The sequence below is a fragment of the Methyloceanibacter sp. genome, assembly GCF_049590335.1.
Taxonomy (GTDB): Bacteria; Pseudomonadota; Alphaproteobacteria; order Rhizobiales; family Methyloligellaceae; genus Methyloceanibacter.
On the sequence record NZ_JBAWCQ010000101.1, the window covers coordinates 1 to 14,439 of the forward strand.

At 60.3% G+C, this 14,439-nt stretch carries 21 protein-coding genes, 1 tRNA gene and 1 pseudogene; 11 read left to right on the forward strand and 12 right to left on the reverse strand.

The window, feature by feature from the left end:
• The coding region (locus WBQ77_RS08105) for a sodium/proton-translocating pyrophosphatase (RefSeq protein ID WP_424059720.1) at nt 1-878 on the forward strand (878 nt) is incomplete at its 5' end.
• A gap of 90 nt (nt 879-968) precedes the next feature.
• Here WBQ77_RS08105 and WBQ77_RS08110 read toward each other — a convergent pair.
• Nucleotides 969-1,475, reverse strand: a complete 507-nt coding sequence (locus WBQ77_RS08110; RefSeq protein ID WP_424059721.1) for an outer membrane protein assembly factor BamE — start codon at nt 1,473-1,475, stop codon at nt 969-971.
• A gap of 175 nt (nt 1,476-1,650) precedes the next feature.
• On the opposite strand from WBQ77_RS08110, the gene WBQ77_RS08115 reads away from it, so the two are divergent.
• The 7 genes from WBQ77_RS08115 to WBQ77_RS08145 all read left to right on the forward strand — a co-directional run bounded on the left by WBQ77_RS08115 (nt 1,651) and on the right by WBQ77_RS08145 (nt 5,926).
• Nucleotides 1,651-2,133: a ubiquinol-cytochrome C chaperone family protein gene (locus WBQ77_RS08115; RefSeq protein WP_424059722.1), complete on the forward strand. Its 483-nt coding sequence runs from the start codon at nt 1,651-1,653 to the stop codon at nt 2,131-2,133.
• A 9-nt stretch (nt 2,134-2,142) separates the two neighbouring features.
• Nucleotides 2,143-2,697, forward strand: coding sequence for a YceD family protein (locus WBQ77_RS08120; RefSeq protein ID WP_424044709.1), 555 nt, complete (start codon nt 2,143-2,145; stop codon nt 2,695-2,697).
• A gap of 125 nt (nt 2,698-2,822) precedes the next feature.
• A complete protein-coding gene (gene plsX / locus WBQ77_RS08125) occupies nt 2,823-3,866 on the forward strand; it encodes a phosphate acyltransferase PlsX (protein WP_424059723.1) in 1,044 nt (347 codons plus the stop codon).
• 16 nt (nt 3,867-3,882) lie between these two features.
• Nucleotides 3,883-4,860: a beta-ketoacyl-ACP synthase III gene (locus WBQ77_RS08130; protein ID WP_424044712.1), complete on the forward strand. Its 978-nt coding sequence runs from the start codon at nt 3,883-3,885 to the stop codon at nt 4,858-4,860.
• A 132-nt stretch (nt 4,861-4,992) separates the two neighbouring features.
• A complete protein-coding gene (locus WBQ77_RS08135) occupies nt 4,993-5,310 on the forward strand; it encodes an integration host factor subunit alpha (RefSeq protein ID WP_424059724.1) in 318 nt (105 codons plus the stop codon).
• Nucleotides 5,311-5,338: 28 nt separating this feature from the next.
• On the forward strand, nt 5,339-5,773 hold the full coding sequence (locus WBQ77_RS08140) for a MerR family transcriptional regulator (protein ID WP_424044715.1): 435 nt from the start codon (nt 5,339-5,341) through the stop codon (nt 5,771-5,773).
• A 75-nt stretch (nt 5,774-5,848) separates the two neighbouring features.
• A tRNA-Pro gene (locus WBQ77_RS08145) sits at nt 5,849-5,926 on the forward strand.
• 535 nt (nt 5,927-6,461) lie between these two features.
• Here WBQ77_RS08145 and WBQ77_RS08150 read toward each other — a convergent pair.
• The 7 genes and pseudogenes from WBQ77_RS08150 to WBQ77_RS08180 form a co-directional block, all read right to left on the reverse strand.
• Nucleotides 6,462-6,602, reverse strand: coding sequence for a hypothetical protein (locus WBQ77_RS08150; protein ID WP_424044716.1), 141 nt, complete (start codon nt 6,600-6,602; stop codon nt 6,462-6,464).
• A gap of 14 nt (nt 6,603-6,616) precedes the next feature.
• Nucleotides 6,617-6,781 (reverse strand): hypothetical protein, encoded by a 165-nt coding sequence (locus WBQ77_RS08155; RefSeq protein ID WP_424044718.1) that lies wholly within the window; start codon nt 6,779-6,781, stop codon nt 6,617-6,619.
• A 36-nt stretch (nt 6,782-6,817) separates the two neighbouring features.
• Nucleotides 6,818-7,048, reverse strand: coding sequence for a hypothetical protein (locus tag WBQ77_RS08160; RefSeq protein WP_424044720.1), 231 nt, complete (start codon nt 7,046-7,048; stop codon nt 6,818-6,820).
• A gap of 171 nt (nt 7,049-7,219) precedes the next feature.
• On the reverse strand, nt 7,220-8,377 hold the full coding sequence (locus tag WBQ77_RS08165; protein ID WP_424044721.1) for a glycosyltransferase family 4 protein: 1,158 nt from the start codon (nt 8,375-8,377) through the stop codon (nt 7,220-7,222).
• On the reverse strand, nt 8,307-8,642 hold the full coding sequence (locus tag WBQ77_RS08170) for an SLBB domain-containing protein (protein WP_424059731.1): 336 nt from the start codon (nt 8,640-8,642) through the stop codon (nt 8,307-8,309). The genes WBQ77_RS08165 and WBQ77_RS08170 overlap by 71 nt, the downstream gene beginning before the upstream one ends.
• 35 nt (nt 8,643-8,677) lie before the next feature.
• Nucleotides 8,678-8,995, reverse strand: a pseudogene (locus tag WBQ77_RS08175) (polysaccharide biosynthesis/export family protein); the annotation flags it as partial.
• Nucleotides 8,922-9,080 (reverse strand): hypothetical protein, encoded by a 159-nt coding sequence (locus WBQ77_RS08180; RefSeq protein WP_424059733.1) that lies wholly within the window; start codon nt 9,078-9,080, stop codon nt 8,922-8,924. The pseudogene WBQ77_RS08175 and the gene WBQ77_RS08180, both read right to left, overlap by 74 nt.
• A gap of 202 nt (nt 9,081-9,282) precedes the next feature.
• Between WBQ77_RS08180 and WBQ77_RS08185 the strand changes: the two genes are divergently transcribed.
• Together WBQ77_RS08185 and WBQ77_RS08190 are read left to right on the forward strand one after the other, a co-directional pair.
• Nucleotides 9,283-10,038, forward strand: coding sequence for a hypothetical protein (locus WBQ77_RS08185; protein WP_424059725.1), 756 nt, complete (start codon nt 9,283-9,285; stop codon nt 10,036-10,038).
• Between the two features lie 107 nt (nt 10,039-10,145).
• Nucleotides 10,146-10,295 carry a hypothetical protein gene (locus tag WBQ77_RS08190; RefSeq protein WP_424042242.1) on the forward strand — a complete coding sequence of 50 codons (150 nt, stop codon included), beginning with the start codon at nt 10,146-10,148 and terminating at the stop codon, nt 10,293-10,295.
• A 23-nt stretch (nt 10,296-10,318) separates the two neighbouring features.
• Here the strand turns inward: WBQ77_RS08190 and WBQ77_RS08195 are convergent, their stop codons facing one another.
• Nucleotides 10,319-10,522 carry a DUF2842 domain-containing protein gene (locus tag WBQ77_RS08195; protein WP_424042243.1) on the reverse strand — a complete coding sequence of 68 codons (204 nt, stop codon included), beginning with the start codon at nt 10,520-10,522 and terminating at the stop codon, nt 10,319-10,321.
• A 72-nt stretch (nt 10,523-10,594) separates the two neighbouring features.
• Between WBQ77_RS08195 and WBQ77_RS08200 the strand changes: the two genes are divergently transcribed.
• Nucleotides 10,595-11,701 carry a COX15/CtaA family protein gene (locus tag WBQ77_RS08200; protein ID WP_424042244.1) on the forward strand — a complete coding sequence of 369 codons (1,107 nt, stop codon included), beginning with the start codon at nt 10,595-10,597 and terminating at the stop codon, nt 11,699-11,701.
• On the opposite strand, the gene WBQ77_RS08205 is transcribed toward WBQ77_RS08200, so the two are convergent.
• The 3 genes from WBQ77_RS08205 to WBQ77_RS08215 form a co-directional block, all read right to left on the reverse strand.
• Nucleotides 11,680-12,966, reverse strand: coding sequence for an O-acetylhomoserine aminocarboxypropyltransferase (locus WBQ77_RS08205; RefSeq protein ID WP_424042245.1), 1,287 nt, complete (start codon nt 12,964-12,966; stop codon nt 11,680-11,682). The two genes, WBQ77_RS08200 and WBQ77_RS08205, sit on opposite strands and share 22 nt — an antisense overlap.
• Before the next feature lie 117 nt (nt 12,967-13,083).
• Entirely contained in the window at nt 13,084-13,605 is a 522-nt protein-coding gene (locus WBQ77_RS08210; RefSeq protein WP_424042246.1) for a CoA-binding protein, read from the reverse strand.
• An 18-nt stretch (nt 13,606-13,623) separates the two neighbouring features.
• Nucleotides 13,624-14,418, reverse strand: a complete 795-nt coding sequence (locus WBQ77_RS08215; RefSeq protein WP_424042248.1) for an enoyl-CoA hydratase — start codon at nt 14,416-14,418, stop codon at nt 13,624-13,626.
• Between the last annotated feature and the right edge of the window lie 21 nt (nt 14,419-14,439).

Genomic DNA, 14,439 nt, shown 5'->3' on the forward strand with positions numbered 1-14,439 from the left:
TCGCGGTGACCACCATGTTGGCGCTGGCCGGCATGATCGTCGCACTCGACGCCTTTGGTCCTGTCACCGACAATGCCGGTGGCATCGCGGAGATGGCAGGCCTGCCTGAGGACACCCGCAAGACGACAGACGCACTCGACGCTGTCGGCAATACGACCAAGGCGGTGACCAAGGGCTATGCCATCGGCTCTGCCGGCCTCGGCGCGCTGGTGCTGTTCGCGGCCTATACGGAAGATCTCAAATACTTCGCGGCCAACGCCGACCAGTTCCCGTATTTCAGCGGCGTGGATGCCACTTTCAGCCTGTCCAACCCGTATGTGGTGGTGGGCCTCTTCCTTGGCGGTTTACTGCCTTATCTGTTCGGTGGCATGGCCATGACGGCGGTCGGGCGCGCGGCGTCCGCGATCGTTGAAGAGGTGCGCCGGCAGTTCAAGGAGAAGCCGGGCATCATGAAGGGCGAGGATCGTCCTGACTATGGCCGAGCGGTTGATCTGCTGACCAAGGCGGCGATCAAGGAAATGATCGTACCGTCTTTGTTGCCGGTGCTGTCCCCGGTGGTGTTTTTCTTCGTGATCGATTGGATCGCCGGCAAGAGCGCGGCCTTCTCCGCACTCGGCGCCATGCTGCTGGGCGTGATCGTCACGGGCCTGTTCGTCGCCATCTCCATGACGGCGGGCGGTGGTGCCTGGGACAACGCCAAGAAGTACATCGAGGATGGCCAGTACGGTGGCAAAGGCTCGGACGCGCATAAGGCTGCCGTCACGGGCGACACCGTGGGTGATCCCTACAAGGACACCGCGGGCCCCGCCGTTAACCCGATGATCAAGATCACCAACATTGTGGCCTTGCTGCTTCTCGCGGTTCTCGCGCATCAATAGGCGTCAGAGGCCGCCCAGCGGCCGACCTAAACAACGAAAGCCCCGTTCCTTCTCAAGGAGCGGGGCTTTTTCATGTGCCGTCCGTCGTACTTAGATGCCCGGGATGCCTGCAGCGCCGCCGGCGCCTTGGCGCTGGTCCTTGAACATTTGGCGCTGGGAGAGATTGCCGAACATCTGTTCGACGAAGGATATGTCCTTACCGCGGGCAGGGGTCTCGCCCTTGTAGAAGTCGATGAGCACACCGTCCTTGATTCCGTAGCGCGAGACGTCGCGAACCCGCTCGCCGCCATCGAAATAGACTGCGACAACCTCGCGTTCGATCTCCTTGGGCTTCAGGAAGGCCACGGTCTTCATCGTCGAGGAGATATAGTAATAGGCGTCGCTGCTGATCGCGCTCGTCGTGTCTGGCGAACCGAGCACGGTCTGGACATCCCCCTTGGACATGCCCGGCCGAATCTGGTCGAGGTCCACGTCGATGAAGACGTGCCCGTGACGGTCAATCTGACCCGCGCAGCCGAGCATGGGAGCCACGCCGAGAAACAGTGCCGCAAGCACGGGCAGGGTAGCCCTCGCAGGTGCTAGCTTGACGTTCCGCAAAATAGTGCGTTCCCCTCGGTCGAGCTCATTCCCGAACTGGCCTGAATCGGCCAAGAACATCTGATAGAAACTAGACGAAATGACTTGGTCCCTAAAGCCTCTCGCCGACCTGCTACCTTTGGGCAAACCCTGGGGCAGCGGTGCTCCTCATGCAAACGACGTTTATGATGCGATTATGGCGCAGGCGCGACTTCCAATTTATTACCAAAGACTTGGAGTCCCCGATACGCTGAATGGCCGTTTCGTCGTGCTCTCGCTCCATCTCTTCGCGGTTCTTCACCGATTGAAGGGCGCAGGCGGTCAGGAGGCCGCCACGGCCAGCGCAATGGCTCAAGCCCTTTCGGACCGTTTTGCCGCCGATATGGAGACCGTACTGCGGGAGATCGGCACCGGCGATCTCGCAGTCCCAAAAAAGGTTCGCAAGCTGGTCGCCGAGGGTGCCGGCCTCCTGGAGGGATATGAACGCGCCGTAGCCGAAGGGAGCGATGTCCTCGAAGTCGCGATTGCCGATGCCTTACCGCTCGACAACGGCGCAGCGCGGGCTGCGAGCGCTAAGCTGACCCCCTATGTGAACGAGGTGCTCCAAGAGTTGAGCGCGCAACCGCTCCATGCATTCTGCGCCGGCCGGGTATGCTTTCCTAAAATCTCTGGCGAGTGAGGCCCCAACATGACTCAAGATCTCAACGAAGACCTCCAAACCCCTCCGATGAATCGCAAAGTCAGGCTCGGCGAGATCGACTCGGCCACTGATAGGACGATCGAGATAAGCGAGGAGGAGCGCGAGACGATCATGGCACTCCTCGACCTGAAGGACCTGGGGGGACTGAGCTTCGTCTATCGGTTGCGCCAGGGCACCGGAAAGAAGGTGCTCCTTACGGGGCACCTCCAGGCCGATGTGGTCCAGACCTGCGTGGTGACTCTGGAACCTGTTCCGGCCCGAATCGGCGTGCCGGTTGAGGCCGAATTCTTGCCGATGGAGAAGATTGCGGCCCTCCAGAAGAGGGCAGAAGACCCAAGTCAGGCCGGCGAAATCGATTGGCCCGAGGCGATTGAGGGCGATGAGATCGACCTCGGTCCTCTGGTCTATGAAACGTTGGCTACGTCGCTGGATCCTTATCCCAAAAAAGCCGAGGCCGACTTCAAGTGGTCTGACAGCGAACAGAGCGGCGAAACGCCCAAAAACAACCCGTTTTCCGTACTGAAGGGCCTTAAAAGTAGCTAAGAGACGAGTTCAAACGCAAAATCAGGTTGTCACTGATAGCCATTTACGTCTATTCGGGTTCGGTTTCAGGGGGCGCCACGGCGAACCATCGCTGCGGCCTTAATCTTCCAGATCGGTAGTGGAGAATGGGTACTCCAGTCACCATAGCGCTCGACGCCATGGGTGGTGATCATGGTCCGAGCGTGGTCATTCCGGCGGCGGCGCTTGCTCTCGTCCGCCACCCTGACATGCGCTTCATTCTGGTGGGCGACGAGACTGAGATCACCGCCGCACTGAACGACCATGCTGAGTTGGCTGCAAAATCGGACATTCTCCATACCGATGTGGCCATCGCTATGGACGCCAAGCCGAGCCAGGCGCTGCGCCGCGGTCGCTGGAAGTCCAGTATGTGGCTTGCCATCCAAGCGGTGCGCGACGGGCAGGCCCATGCCGTAGTCTCGGCGGGCAATACGGGGGCTCTGATGGCCATGTCGAAGTTTTGCTTGAAAACGGTCAAAGGGATCGACAGGCCCGCGATTGCCGCTATCTGGCCCACTGTGGATGCTGAATGCATCGTGCTGGACGTGGGTGCCAATGTCGGGGCCGATACCCGGCAGCTGGTGGAGTTTGGTCTCATGGGCGCTGCCATGGCCCGGGCGCTTCTCGGCATGGAGAAGCCGTCCATCGGACTGCTGAACATCGGCGTCGAGGAAGTCAAAGGGGTCGAGCAAATCCGTGAAGCGGCCGCCATCCTCAAGTCGGCACCGCTGCCCATTTGCTATCATGGATTTATCGAAGGCGACGATATCGGCCACGGCACTGTCGATGTGGTGGTGACCGACGGCTACACCGGGAACATCGCCTTGAAGACCGCCGAGGGAACGGCTAAGCAGATCGCAGAATATCTCAGAGCGGCCATGGGTCAGTCATTTCTCTCCCGCCTCGGGGCGCTCCTGGCCCAGGGCGCGTTCCGGGCCTTGAAAGAAAAAATGGACCCCCGACAACTCAATGGCGGAATTTTCCTCGGGCTGAACGGAATTGTCGTGAAAAGCCATGGTGGGACGGATGCGACGGGCTTCGCGAGCGCGGTCGATCTTGCTTACGAAATGGCGTCCAGCGGCGTCGTGAAACGGCTTGGCGACGATGTCGCTCATTTTCACGATAAGCTTGAGCGTGACGGCACAGCTTAGGCGGCGGAGTAGGCATTTGTCAGATTTGCGGTCAGTGGTGAAAGGCGTCGGCGGTTATCTCCCCGACCGCATTGTCACCAACGAAGACCTGAGCGCGACCGTCGACACATCCGATGAGTGGATCGTTGCCCGGACCGGGATTCGCGAACGGCGCATCGTCGCGGACGGGCAGCTAACGTCGTCCATGGCGATCGAGGCAGCCAAGCGCGCCCTTGCCGATGCCGAACTTGAGGCCGGCGACATCGGTCTGATCATCCTGGCCACATCGACGCCGGATCAGACCTTCCCGGCGACGGCCGTCACCATCCAAGCCGAACTCGGGATCACCGAAGGGGCCGCGTTCGACGTTCAGGCGGTGTGCTCCGGCTTCGTCTTCGCACTGTCGACTGCCGACAACTATCTGAAGAGCGGCCAATTCAAACGGGCTCTGGTGGTCGGCGCCGAAGCCTTCTCGCGGATCCTCGATTGGGAGGACCGTGCGACCTGCGTGCTTTTCGGCGATGGCGCCGGCGCACTCGTGATCGAAGCGGAGAAGTCGAACGGAACTCTCGCTGAGCGGGGTCTCCTGGCGACAACGCTGCGGTCGGACGGGCGATATCGCGACAAGCTCTATGTGGATGGCGGTCCGTCGTCGACCGGCACGGTTGGGCACTTGCGCATGGACGGACCTGAAGTGTTCCGGCACGCAATTACCAAGCTTAGTGACGTCATTCTGGAAACGTTGCAAAAGGCCGGCTACACGCCGTCTGATATAGACTGGTTTGTTCCACACCAAGCGAACAAGCGTATCTTGGACGGTGCAGCACGGAGACTTGGCCTGGAGCGCGAACGGCTTGTTATGACCGTGGACAAGCATGCCAATACATCGGCGGCTTCGATTCCACTTGCATTGATGACGGCATGCAGCGACGGCCGCATCAAAAAAGGCGACTTAGTGCTGCTTGAAGCGATGGGCGGCGGCTTCACATGGGGCTCATTGCTGATCCGCTGGTGAGTGCCACGAAAGCCACACTTATCGAGATTATGACGCAAAATCAGGAATTTGATGCGACGGGTAATTGACCCGTGCTTACCCGCTCGGCTAGCATCCTGCCTCGTCCCGCGACTTTGGGGGAGCTGCAAAACGATGGGCGGGAAGACATTGACACGTGCTGACCTCGCGGAGGCCGTGTTCAAAAAAGTTGGGTTGCCACGAAACGAGTCGGCGGAAATTGTAGAGCTTGTGCTCCGCGAGATCGTTTCGAGTCTCCAGCGTGGAGAGCAGGTGAAATTGTCGTCGTTTGGGTCGTTCGGTATTCGCGAAAAGGGTGAGCGGATCGGACGCAATCCGAAGACGGGCAAGGAAGTGCCGATCACACCACGGCGTGTGTTAGTCTTCCGGGCCAGCAATATCATGAAGCAGCGTATCAACGAGTCGATGTCCGGAAATAGCTCTGGCGAGTAGCAGCCGTTTTTCCGCTAGGAGGAGTGCGTTGGAAAAGGCACCGGAGGCCTTTCGCACGATAAGCGAAGTTGCGGACGAATTGGATGTCCCCAAACACGTCTTGCGGTTCTGGGAAGCCAAATTCAGTCAGCTTAAGCCCATGAAGCGTGGTGGCGGCCGGCGGTACTACCGCCCGGAAGACGTCGCTCTGCTCCGGGGTATTCGGCTCCTGCTCTACAGCGATGGCTATACCATTCGTGGCGTGCAGAAAATCCTGCGCGAGCATGGGCCACGCTATGTGATGGACTATCGGGGGCTCGGCCAAGACACAGGCGCAGAGGACGCCATGGCGCCGGAGATACCCGATGCCGCCCGGATCGCCATCTCGCCAGGTCTTAGTTCTCGCGACGAAAATGTGACGGCATTGATCGAAGAGCTCGACACCTGCCGTCAAATTCTCGCAAACGCCGATGTGCAGGACTAACGGGATTTATCCGCACGCTTTGGCTTGTTTCTTGAGGGCGAAACGGTATATGCAAGTCGCCCAATACCGGAATTTCGGAGCGTAGCGCAGCCCGGTTAGCGCACCGGTCTGGGGGACCGGGGGTCGGGAGTTCAAATCTCCCCGCTCCGACCACTTTCTCCCAACACTTAACGCCAATTGAATATCTCGATGCACGGCCTGGAACGTTGGGCCGTGCGCCGGGACTAAGGCCGCGCGAAGCCCCCGGCGTGATCTATTCGGTTGTTCGGGGTGTCTTGTGAGCGGGGTTTCTTACCCGTGGGGGTCTTGCGAGCACGCGTCTCGCAGGCACGCAAATAAGAAGAAGCCCTGCCATGTGGCAAGGCTCCGTCCGTTTCCCTCGTGCTCCCGCAAGGGATCTTACCGCTCGAATCTGGGCAAATATCAAGCAGCAGGAATCCTTGAGGAAAATGTCCTCAACCTGTTGCTTATGGGTCGCCCGTGGAAAATGTGGGGACAGGGCGCCCGGAACACAATTTTGTCATTTTTCGAGATGCGACGTTTGGTGTTAGAGTTCACTTAGCGACGGAGATTCCCTCCTCCGTCCAGGTTCCCCCCAAACAGGAACCTTTTTGAAAGCCCCGGCAGCCCCCCGTCCGGGGCTTTCTTTTGCCTTGGGCGCCTGTTCTTGACGCGCAGCTGGCCCCGGCTAATTGTGGCGTTCGGGACGAACTCTATACCGAGTCGGCATGTGGCACAGGCGCACGGCCGCCATGCCCCAGATCACGCCCATGATCAGATAGAAGTACCGCCAGTGGTCGGTGTCGACCAGCAAACCTTCGATGGTCATTCCGATAAACGCGGCTAGGAGGACGGCACTGAGATCGCCATTCTAGCGGTTGCGATTGTCCAGGCGATGAAGGCCAGCGTAAAGCCTGGTACGAAGTTGTAGAAGGATGACACGCGATAAAGGTTCAAGACCTGGGCGATCGCCATGTAGCCGAGCGCAGCGACGAAGACGGCGCACAAATAGAAAAGATGTGTTCGTTCTCCCTCATACCCCACTTAGCTGAGATAGATTACGAACCCGAGCACGCTGATCAGCGGCAGCTCAATGAGCCTGACAGCGCCGGAAATGACGACCGGCGGCAGCAGGTTCAGGGCGCCGCCTCGGCGAATCTCAGCAAGCGGAGGCCGGGGCACCTTGCGCCGATCTGCAAAGGGCAGGGCGGCATCCTTCTGCCTCACGCGGCAATCGGCCGGGCGCTGCCCCCTGGCCGCATCTGATTCGATCATCCGTCTTCGCTGCCGAACTGTGGCTTCTTAGGCTACCCATCCCTGAGACAGCAGGCCAACAGAGGCTTCCCGTCCTATCGCTCCCGATAGGAATATCCCATGGACCCACTTTGGGACCGTTTAGTAGAAGCCCATTTGGCCGACTCACTTGGACCATGATTAAGAAGCGGTTTAGGCGCTGCTATCGGCCACCTTGTGCAGGCCCGCGCCGAGATCAGTGATGTAGAAATCGACGACCTCGCGGACTGTCATATCTACAGAAAAGACGTTCGCGACATGCTTTTGAAGTTCCGCCGCCCGCCTCAAATAAGGTCGAGGGTCGGACAGAAAAGCGCGAAGCTGTCCGGCAAGTGCGTCTACGTCTCCCGGTGGCACCAAGGGTAAGGGAATGTTGTCGATCATTTCGGGGATACCCCCGACATTGGTCGTGATGATGGGCATTTGCGCCGCCGCGGCCTCCAAGAGAATGTAGGGCAGCGACTCCGAGCGAGAGGGAATGACCACGCAGCGGGCCCGCACGAACGCGGTGCGCGCGGGCTGAGGTCCGGAAAACGTGACCTGGGCGCGGAGGCCCAGCCGCCGCGCTAGCCGCTTGAATTGCCTTTCGTCCGGCCCGGACCCTACGACGATAGCCCGCCCCGGAAAGATCTTCTGTTGTTGAGCAAGCGCCTCGAGAAACACATCGACGCCCTTGTGCTTGCGCAGTTCGCCAACGAAGACGAAGTCGACGGCATCGTCCGCTAGGAGCGACTCATAGAATTCGTGCCGTTGCAGACCATTGTAAATCACCCGTGCGGGACATTCGGGGCGGCCCACCAGATCCGCATAGCGGTTGCCGGAAAACATGCTCTCGAAAATGAATCCGTCCGTCAGGGGCGCAAGTTTTCGTTCCAGCGCGAAATAGAGTTTTCCCGAAAGCGACGAGGGCGAATGGTGGATCACCCCGCCATGCGGTGTGTAGACGACCTTCGTGTTCTTCTTCTTGCGGAGGCTTTTTCCAGCCAGACGCGCATAGGCCCCGCCCTTGGCCCCATGACCATGTAAGACGTCGACGTCCATCTCCCGGGCGAGCTTGGCGATCCGCCGGTAAACCCACCAATCGTTGAAATCAAGCTTGCGCGACATGGGGATGCGCGTCACGCCGAGACTGCAATTGTCCTTGAGGCGGTTGAGCCCGACCTTGGTTTCAAGGCTTCCGGTGGTGGAATCGCAGACGATTCCGACGTCGGCCCCAAGCTCCGCCTGTCCGAGCGCGAGATCATGGACATGGCGAAACACTCCCCCAACCGGGGCGCGCAGACAGTGCAGAATTCGGAAATTCGAGTTCACGGGGACCGCAGCGCCATAAAGAGGAGTGCTGATTGCCCTTGAGCTTTAGAACAGGCGTAGGAGGACGTAAATAGTATCGCCTGGCTGGACGGGGTAATCCGGTTGGGACCATGACGGTGGACTTGACGCCGTCGAAGCCGCGGGTGAGGCGGACGAACCGTTTTTTGGCTCGCGAGGTATAGCCTTCGGCAATGGCGACAGCGTTTTCGACGGTGAGCCCGTTGGCGAAAGGATACTGTCCCGGGGTTGTGACGTCTCCAAGAATGTAGAAAAGGGCGTGTAGGTGACGACTTCTGCGGTGACCTTCGGATCCTTAATGTATTGGTCGCGGAGCCGGCGCGCGACTTCGGCGACGGTGAGGCCGCGGATCGGTCCGATGAGCGGGACCGGAACAGTACCAGTGGCACTGACAGTATAGACGTTCGACAGGTTGTGCTGTCCGAACACGATGATGCGGACGCGGTCGCCCGCATCCAGCGTGTAGGTGGTATGGGGTACGACGGGCACCCCTGGCGGAGCGCGTCCGGCGCCGGGCGGATAGGGCTCACCGGGCCTTGGCAGGGGGGGACGGCGTGGACAGGGCCAGATCCGGTGTCGTGACGCCCGAGATGGCGCCACCCTTACAGCCCGACAGGCCGCTTGCGAAGACGGCAAGCAACAGGACGAGGATTTTGACGCTGACCTTGATACGGCACATGGTCATAGAGCGGCTCCAGGACTTCAGTGCCCCGAACCTAACCTTCGCATGGTTAATAGATGCTAAGCGGGCATCCAGTTATGGTTAAATCGAAAGTGCAGACGCACAGATTACGGGCGTCTTTAAGAGATGCGGCGCTTAAAGCTTTGGTTACTGTCACCTGCGCTTATTGCTAATGATTAGTTGATTCCATAATGAGTTTAGACGTGTGACCAATTCTTCTAGCGTTCCGCCCGCCAACGACCTGCGCCACTACCTGACGCAAAGGATCTCTGCATCTGATGTAAAAGACGAGTGGGAAGCCCCTCCCGACCCGCGCGCCGACCTGGGAGAGGTGGGGCCGGTGCTGGTATCGGTGAACGAGGTCATCGATACCATTCTGGAGGGTTCGACTGGAGAGCTCCCGCGCACGATGCTGGTCACAGGGACCTCTTCTCGGGCGCAATCTCCTCCGGCTGCGATCGCTATCGCCCGCAGCCTCGCCGACCGCTACGAGCAAGTGGCACTCGTGGACCTAGCCAAGGGCGCGGCTGTTGTTTCCGGACAGCTCAACATGCCCCGCGTTCCCGGCTTTGCAGACCTTGCGGCCGGGTCGGTGGACTTCTCAGAGGTGGTGAAGATCGACGAGGGCTCGACGCTGCAGGTGATTTGCTCCGGCAATCCAATGACCAACGCTGGGTACTATGAGTCCGACAAATTCATGCGGGTCTTCGAAGCGCTCACGCAAACCTATGAATGCGTGGTCCTGCATGCCGACATGGCCGCATTTGAGAGTCTGATGCCCGCCCTCAAATTCGAACTGCCGGTCGTGGTCGCCGTCTTGCCGCCACGCGAAACGACCGAAGGGGAATGCCAGTCCCTTTCGATTCTCCAGCGCTTGGGATGTCCGATCGTCATCTACGGGACGGGCGGCAAGCAGAAGCAACGCCGCTTTTCCTTGTTCGGACGCAAGGCAGCCGTCTAGCAAGACACACAAGCGCACGAGCCCGCGGTTTTGCCCAGGCCGGCCCTCGGGAATTCACGCTCGCGGAGGGCGCGGGATTCCGAACAGCCGTCACAACCCGCAAGGGCATGCTGTTCCCGCCTCACAAGGATCACCATACGGCGCTGCCGCGCCTTTCGCTCAATGGGGAGTACCACGACCTGAGCTATACTGCGCTTTATCTCTCCGGCGCACCCTTTGCGATCTGGAACGGGTTCCAGCGGGTCGACGCCGCCTAGCGATAGTGAAGCCCCAGGCGCTCTCAGTCCGGCCGGACCATCCAGCGGATGAGAAGAGCGGCGGGCGGAACCCATAGAAGCCCCGCTACGATAAAATAGGCGAACCGGAAGAAGCTGTTCGCTTCACTAATACGCCCGGAGCCGATTGCCCCTGCAATCGCGATATAGACGACCAGAAAGACGAGCAGCACGATCGTCCCAACCAACTTGCGTACTCGTCCGCTCATGCCACCTTACCCCGCAGGCGCGCGGCCCCTCCGGCATTGAGTTCGCGCGAAGAGCCCGCTATCACCGGACCAATGAGTATTCCCGACACGCAGAGTATTGCCCCCGTACTGGACGCCGAAGCCATGCCGTCGCGGCATGTGTATGCCTTGCGTCTCTGGCTCTCGCTGATCGCATTTCTCATCGTTGCCATGATCCTCGTCGGGGGCGCTACGCGGCTCACCGACTCCGGTCTGTCCATCACCGAGTGGCAGCCTATTCTCGGCGCCATACCGCCTCTATCACAAGCCGATTGGCAAGAGGCATTCGACGCCTACAAGACGATTCCGGAATACGTGCAAGTTAACAAGGGCATGGATCTGAAGGGATTCAAGACCATCTATTGGTGGGAATGGGCGCATCGCTCCCTGGGGCGCTTCATCGGCATCGCCTTCTTCGTTCCGTTCGTGTCGTTCTGGCTCGCCGGCTACATCCCCAAGACCCTGCAGCCCCGTCTGCTCGGCCTCTTCTTCCTTGGTGGTCTGCAAGGGGCGCTCGGCTGGTATATGGTCAAGAGCGGCCTCGTGGACCGGGTGGATGTGAGCCAGTACCGCTTGGCAGCGCATTTCGGTGTCGCCGTTCTGATTTTCGGTTACACGCTCTGGCTGATTTTCGACTTGGGACAAACAAAGCGTGAAGCTGCCGGGTCAAAGGCCCCGGCGGTCGTGGCTGGTCTCGTCCTGCTGCTCGTCTATGCTCAGCTCTTGGCGGGTGCGCTGGTCGCCGGCATCGATGGCGGGCTTGGATTCAACACCTGGCCGCTCATGAACGGCGCGCTGATTCCGAATGGGCTTGGCGAGGCGGACCCATGGCATCTCAATCTCTTCGAAAACCCACTCACCGTGCAGTTCAACCATCGCGTCCTGGGCTATGCGGTGGTCGTGGCCGCCGTTCTCCAAGTGCTTTGGATTGCGCGCAGGCCCGGCAACGCCCCTTTGCGGGGCAGCGCCGCCGCGCTGGCGGCTCTCGCCTTGCTCCAGGTGGTACTGGGCATCTGGACTCTGCTAACCGCCGTGCCGATTGCACTTGGCCTCGCCCATCAGGCCGGCGCCATCCTGGTCTTCGCGGCAGCGCTCTACAATTTCTGGCGGAGCTTGACGGGAGCGTCCGCTGTCCGAGATCAGATCCCAGCGAAGGCCTGATCCAGATCGGCAATGATATCGTCAACATTCTCCAGTCCGATCGACAGCCGCACAACGTCCGCGCCGGCGCCGGCGCGTTCACGTGCCTCGTCCGAAAGCTGCCGATGCGTGGTGGAGGCGGGGTGGATGATCAAGCTGCGCGTATCGCCGATATTGGCCAGATGGCTGAAGAGCTCCACCTTGCCCACAAGCGCAATACCTGCCTCGTAGCCGTCCTTGAGCCCGAAGGTAAAAACGGCGCCGGCGCCGTTCGGGCAATAGCGCGTGGCAAGCCCGCGGAAGCTGTTTCCGGGCAGGCCAGCATAGTTGACCCAGGCGACTTTGTCGTGGCCGGAGAGCCATTCGGCAACTTGCAGCGCGTTGTCGCAGTGCCGCTGCATACGCAAGGGAAGCGTCTCGATACCGTTCAGAATGAGAAACGCATTCATGGGCGCAATCGCGGGGCCTAGATCGCGCAGCCCCAAGACACGGCACGCAATGGCGAACGCGAAATTTCCGAATGTCTCGCCCAGCTTCATGCCGTGATAGCTGGCACAGGGCTCGGAGAGGGTGGGATAGCGCTGGCTCGCCATCCAGTCGAACGTGCCGCAATCGACGATGACTCCGCCGACGGAATTGCCGTGGCCGCCGAGAAACTTGGTGAGCGAGTGGACGACGATGTCCGCGCCATACTCTTTGGGCTGCGTAAGATAGGGGGTAGCCAGCGTGTTATCGACGATCAGGGGGACGCCGGCCTTCTTGGCGACGGCCGAAATCGCTTCGAGGTCGGTGATGACACCGCCCGGATTAGCGATCGACTCGACAAAGATCGCGCGCGTCTTAGGGGTCACGGCGGCACGGAACGACTCGGCGTTCGTCGTGTCGGCCCACTTCACGTGCCAATCGAATTTTTTGAAGGCCTCTCCAAACTGATTAATGGACCCGCCATAGAGCTGACGCGCCGAGATAAACTCGGCCCCTGGCTCCATCAGCGTGTGGAAGACAATGGCTTGGGCCGCATGCCCCGACGCCACCGCGAGCGCAGCGGTACCGCCTTCAAGGGCGGCCAGGCGCTCTTCAAGAACCGCCTGGGTGGGGTTCATGATCCGCGAATAGATATTGCCGAAAGCCTCGAGATTGAACAGCGCCGCGGCATGGTCCGCGTCGTCGAAGACATAGGATGTCGTTTGATAGATCGGCGTCACGCGCGCGCCTGTAGAGGCATCCGGCTGCGCACCGGCGTGAATGGCAAGTGTGTTGAACCCAGGCGTACGCTCTTCCGACATGGTCTTCCTCCCTTGAGCAGTCCCTCTGTTCCGTGGACATTGCAAGCTTTGGGACCTTAGGGGACCTGCTCGCTCGCGTCTTCCGTTTTGCAGCGGGGAGGCGTCAGCTTCGCAAGGTTAAGAGTCGTCCCGCAAGGATCTTTGCTGGCCTCCTTTGGCGGCGAGTAGGGCGCGCCGGCTCGACAGGGTACGGGAATTCACACCGGCCCAGCCGATCTCGCCCGAGAGCCGGCCATATTCGATCTTGGGACACCGATTCATAACCACCTTGAGCCCGGCAGCCTCGGCGAGGCGCGCAGCTTCGTCGTTCCGTACACCGATTTGCATCCACACGACCTTGGCGCTGATGCGAATAGCCTCCTCGGTTACGGAGAATGCGGCGTCCGACTTACGGAAAATGTCGACGACATCGACGGGCCTATCGATCTCAGCCAGCGAGGCGAAGACGGGTCGGGCCGTAAGCGTTTGGCCGCCAAGGCCAGGGTTGACCGGGATGACGTCATAGCCCTTCGCCGATAGATATCTCATCACGAAATAGCTCGGTCGCGTGGTCTTTATGCTTGCACCCACCACGGCGAATACGCGATGCTTGAGCAGAATGTCGCGGATATAGGCGTCCGAATAGGTGTCGTGATTCATAAGGTCAGCCGCTTGACCTTATCGCGGCCATTGCGGTTCGCGTTTATCGAGGAAGGCGCCGATGCCTTCTTCCGCCTCGGCGTCGAGCATGTTCTCGACCATGACGTCCGCGGTATAGCGATAGGCCTCGTCAAGCGGCATCTCGGCTTGGCGGTAAAAGGCTTCCTTGCCGATCTTCAAGGTGCGCAAGGGTTTACTCGCGATTTTGCGGCCGAGCTTAGTAGCCTCGTTAACGACACGGTCGGCCGCGACCACACGATTAGCGAGACCGAGGCGCGAGGCCTCCTCGGCACCGACCATCTCGCCGAGGAGCAACATCTCCATCGCGGCTTTTCGCGACAGATTGCGGCTCAGCGCCACCATAGGCGTGGAACAGAACAGGCCGATATTCACACCCGGCGTGGCGAAGCGGGCATCCGTGGCGGCCACCGCAAGATCGCAGCTGGCCACGAGTTGGCAACCGGCCGCGGTGGCAATGCCGTTCACGGCGGCAATGACGGGTAAGGGCAGGCGCACGACGGTGAGCATCAGCTTCGCGCAGGTCCGCATGGTCTCCTCATAGAAGGCGCGGCCTTTGTCGGGATCATTTCGGCGGGCTGTCATTTCCTTGAGATCATGGCCGGAGGAGAAGGCAGGCCCCGCGCCGGTCAGTACCACCGCCCGAACGGCATCGTCCTCGCCTGCGTGGGCGAGGGCGCCGCGCAGCGTCGTCATGAGATCCATCGACAGGCAATTGCGAGCCTTGGGACGATTGAGGGTCATGATCCGGACCGGCCCCCGATCCTCGCTCAAAAGGATGTTGTCTTGGTTCATCTCCGTCCGATCCCCCTTTGC

Bases quoted from the DNA above. Each gene is read 5' to 3' on its own strand.
- WBQ77_RS08205 (WP_424042245.1), bottom strand. From the start codon at position 12,966: ATGTCGGAAGAGCGTACGCCTGGGTTCAACACACTTGCCATTCACGCC.
- plsX (WP_424059723.1), top strand. From the start codon at position 2,823: ATGGGTACTCCAGTCACCATAGCGCTCGACGCCATGGGTGGTGATCAT.
- WBQ77_RS08160 (WP_424044720.1), bottom strand. From the start codon at position 7,048: ATGATCGAATCAGATGCGGCCAGGGGGCAGCGCCCGGCCGATTGCCGC.
- WBQ77_RS08120 (WP_424044709.1), top strand. From the start codon at position 2,143: ATGACTCAAGATCTCAACGAAGACCTCCAAACCCCTCCGATGAATCGC.
- WBQ77_RS08150 (WP_424044716.1), bottom strand. From the start codon at position 6,602: ATGACCATCGAAGGTTTGCTGGTCGACACCGACCACTGGCGGTACTTC.
- WBQ77_RS08115 (WP_424059722.1), top strand. From the start codon at position 1,651: ATGGCGCAGGCGCGACTTCCAATTTATTACCAAAGACTTGGAGTCCCC.
- WBQ77_RS08210 (WP_424042246.1), bottom strand. From the start codon at position 13,605: ATGAATCACGACACCTATTCGGACGCCTATATCCGCGACATTCTGCTC.
- WBQ77_RS08200 (WP_424042244.1), top strand. From the start codon at position 10,595: ATGAGTATTCCCGACACGCAGAGTATTGCCCCCGTACTGGACGCCGAA.
- WBQ77_RS08195 (WP_424042243.1), bottom strand. From the start codon at position 10,522: ATGAGCGGACGAGTACGCAAGTTGGTTGGGACGATCGTGCTGCTCGTC.
- WBQ77_RS08190 (WP_424042242.1), top strand. From the start codon at position 10,146: ATGCTGTTCCCGCCTCACAAGGATCACCATACGGCGCTGCCGCGCCTT.
- WBQ77_RS08215 (WP_424042248.1), bottom strand. From the start codon at position 14,418: ATGAACCAAGACAACATCCTTTTGAGCGAGGATCGGGGGCCGGTCCGG.
- WBQ77_RS08135 (WP_424059724.1), top strand. From the start codon at position 4,993: ATGGGCGGGAAGACATTGACACGTGCTGACCTCGCGGAGGCCGTGTTC.
- WBQ77_RS08180 (WP_424059733.1), bottom strand. From the start codon at position 9,080: ATGACCATGTGCCGTATCAAGGTCAGCGTCAAAATCCTCGTCCTGTTG.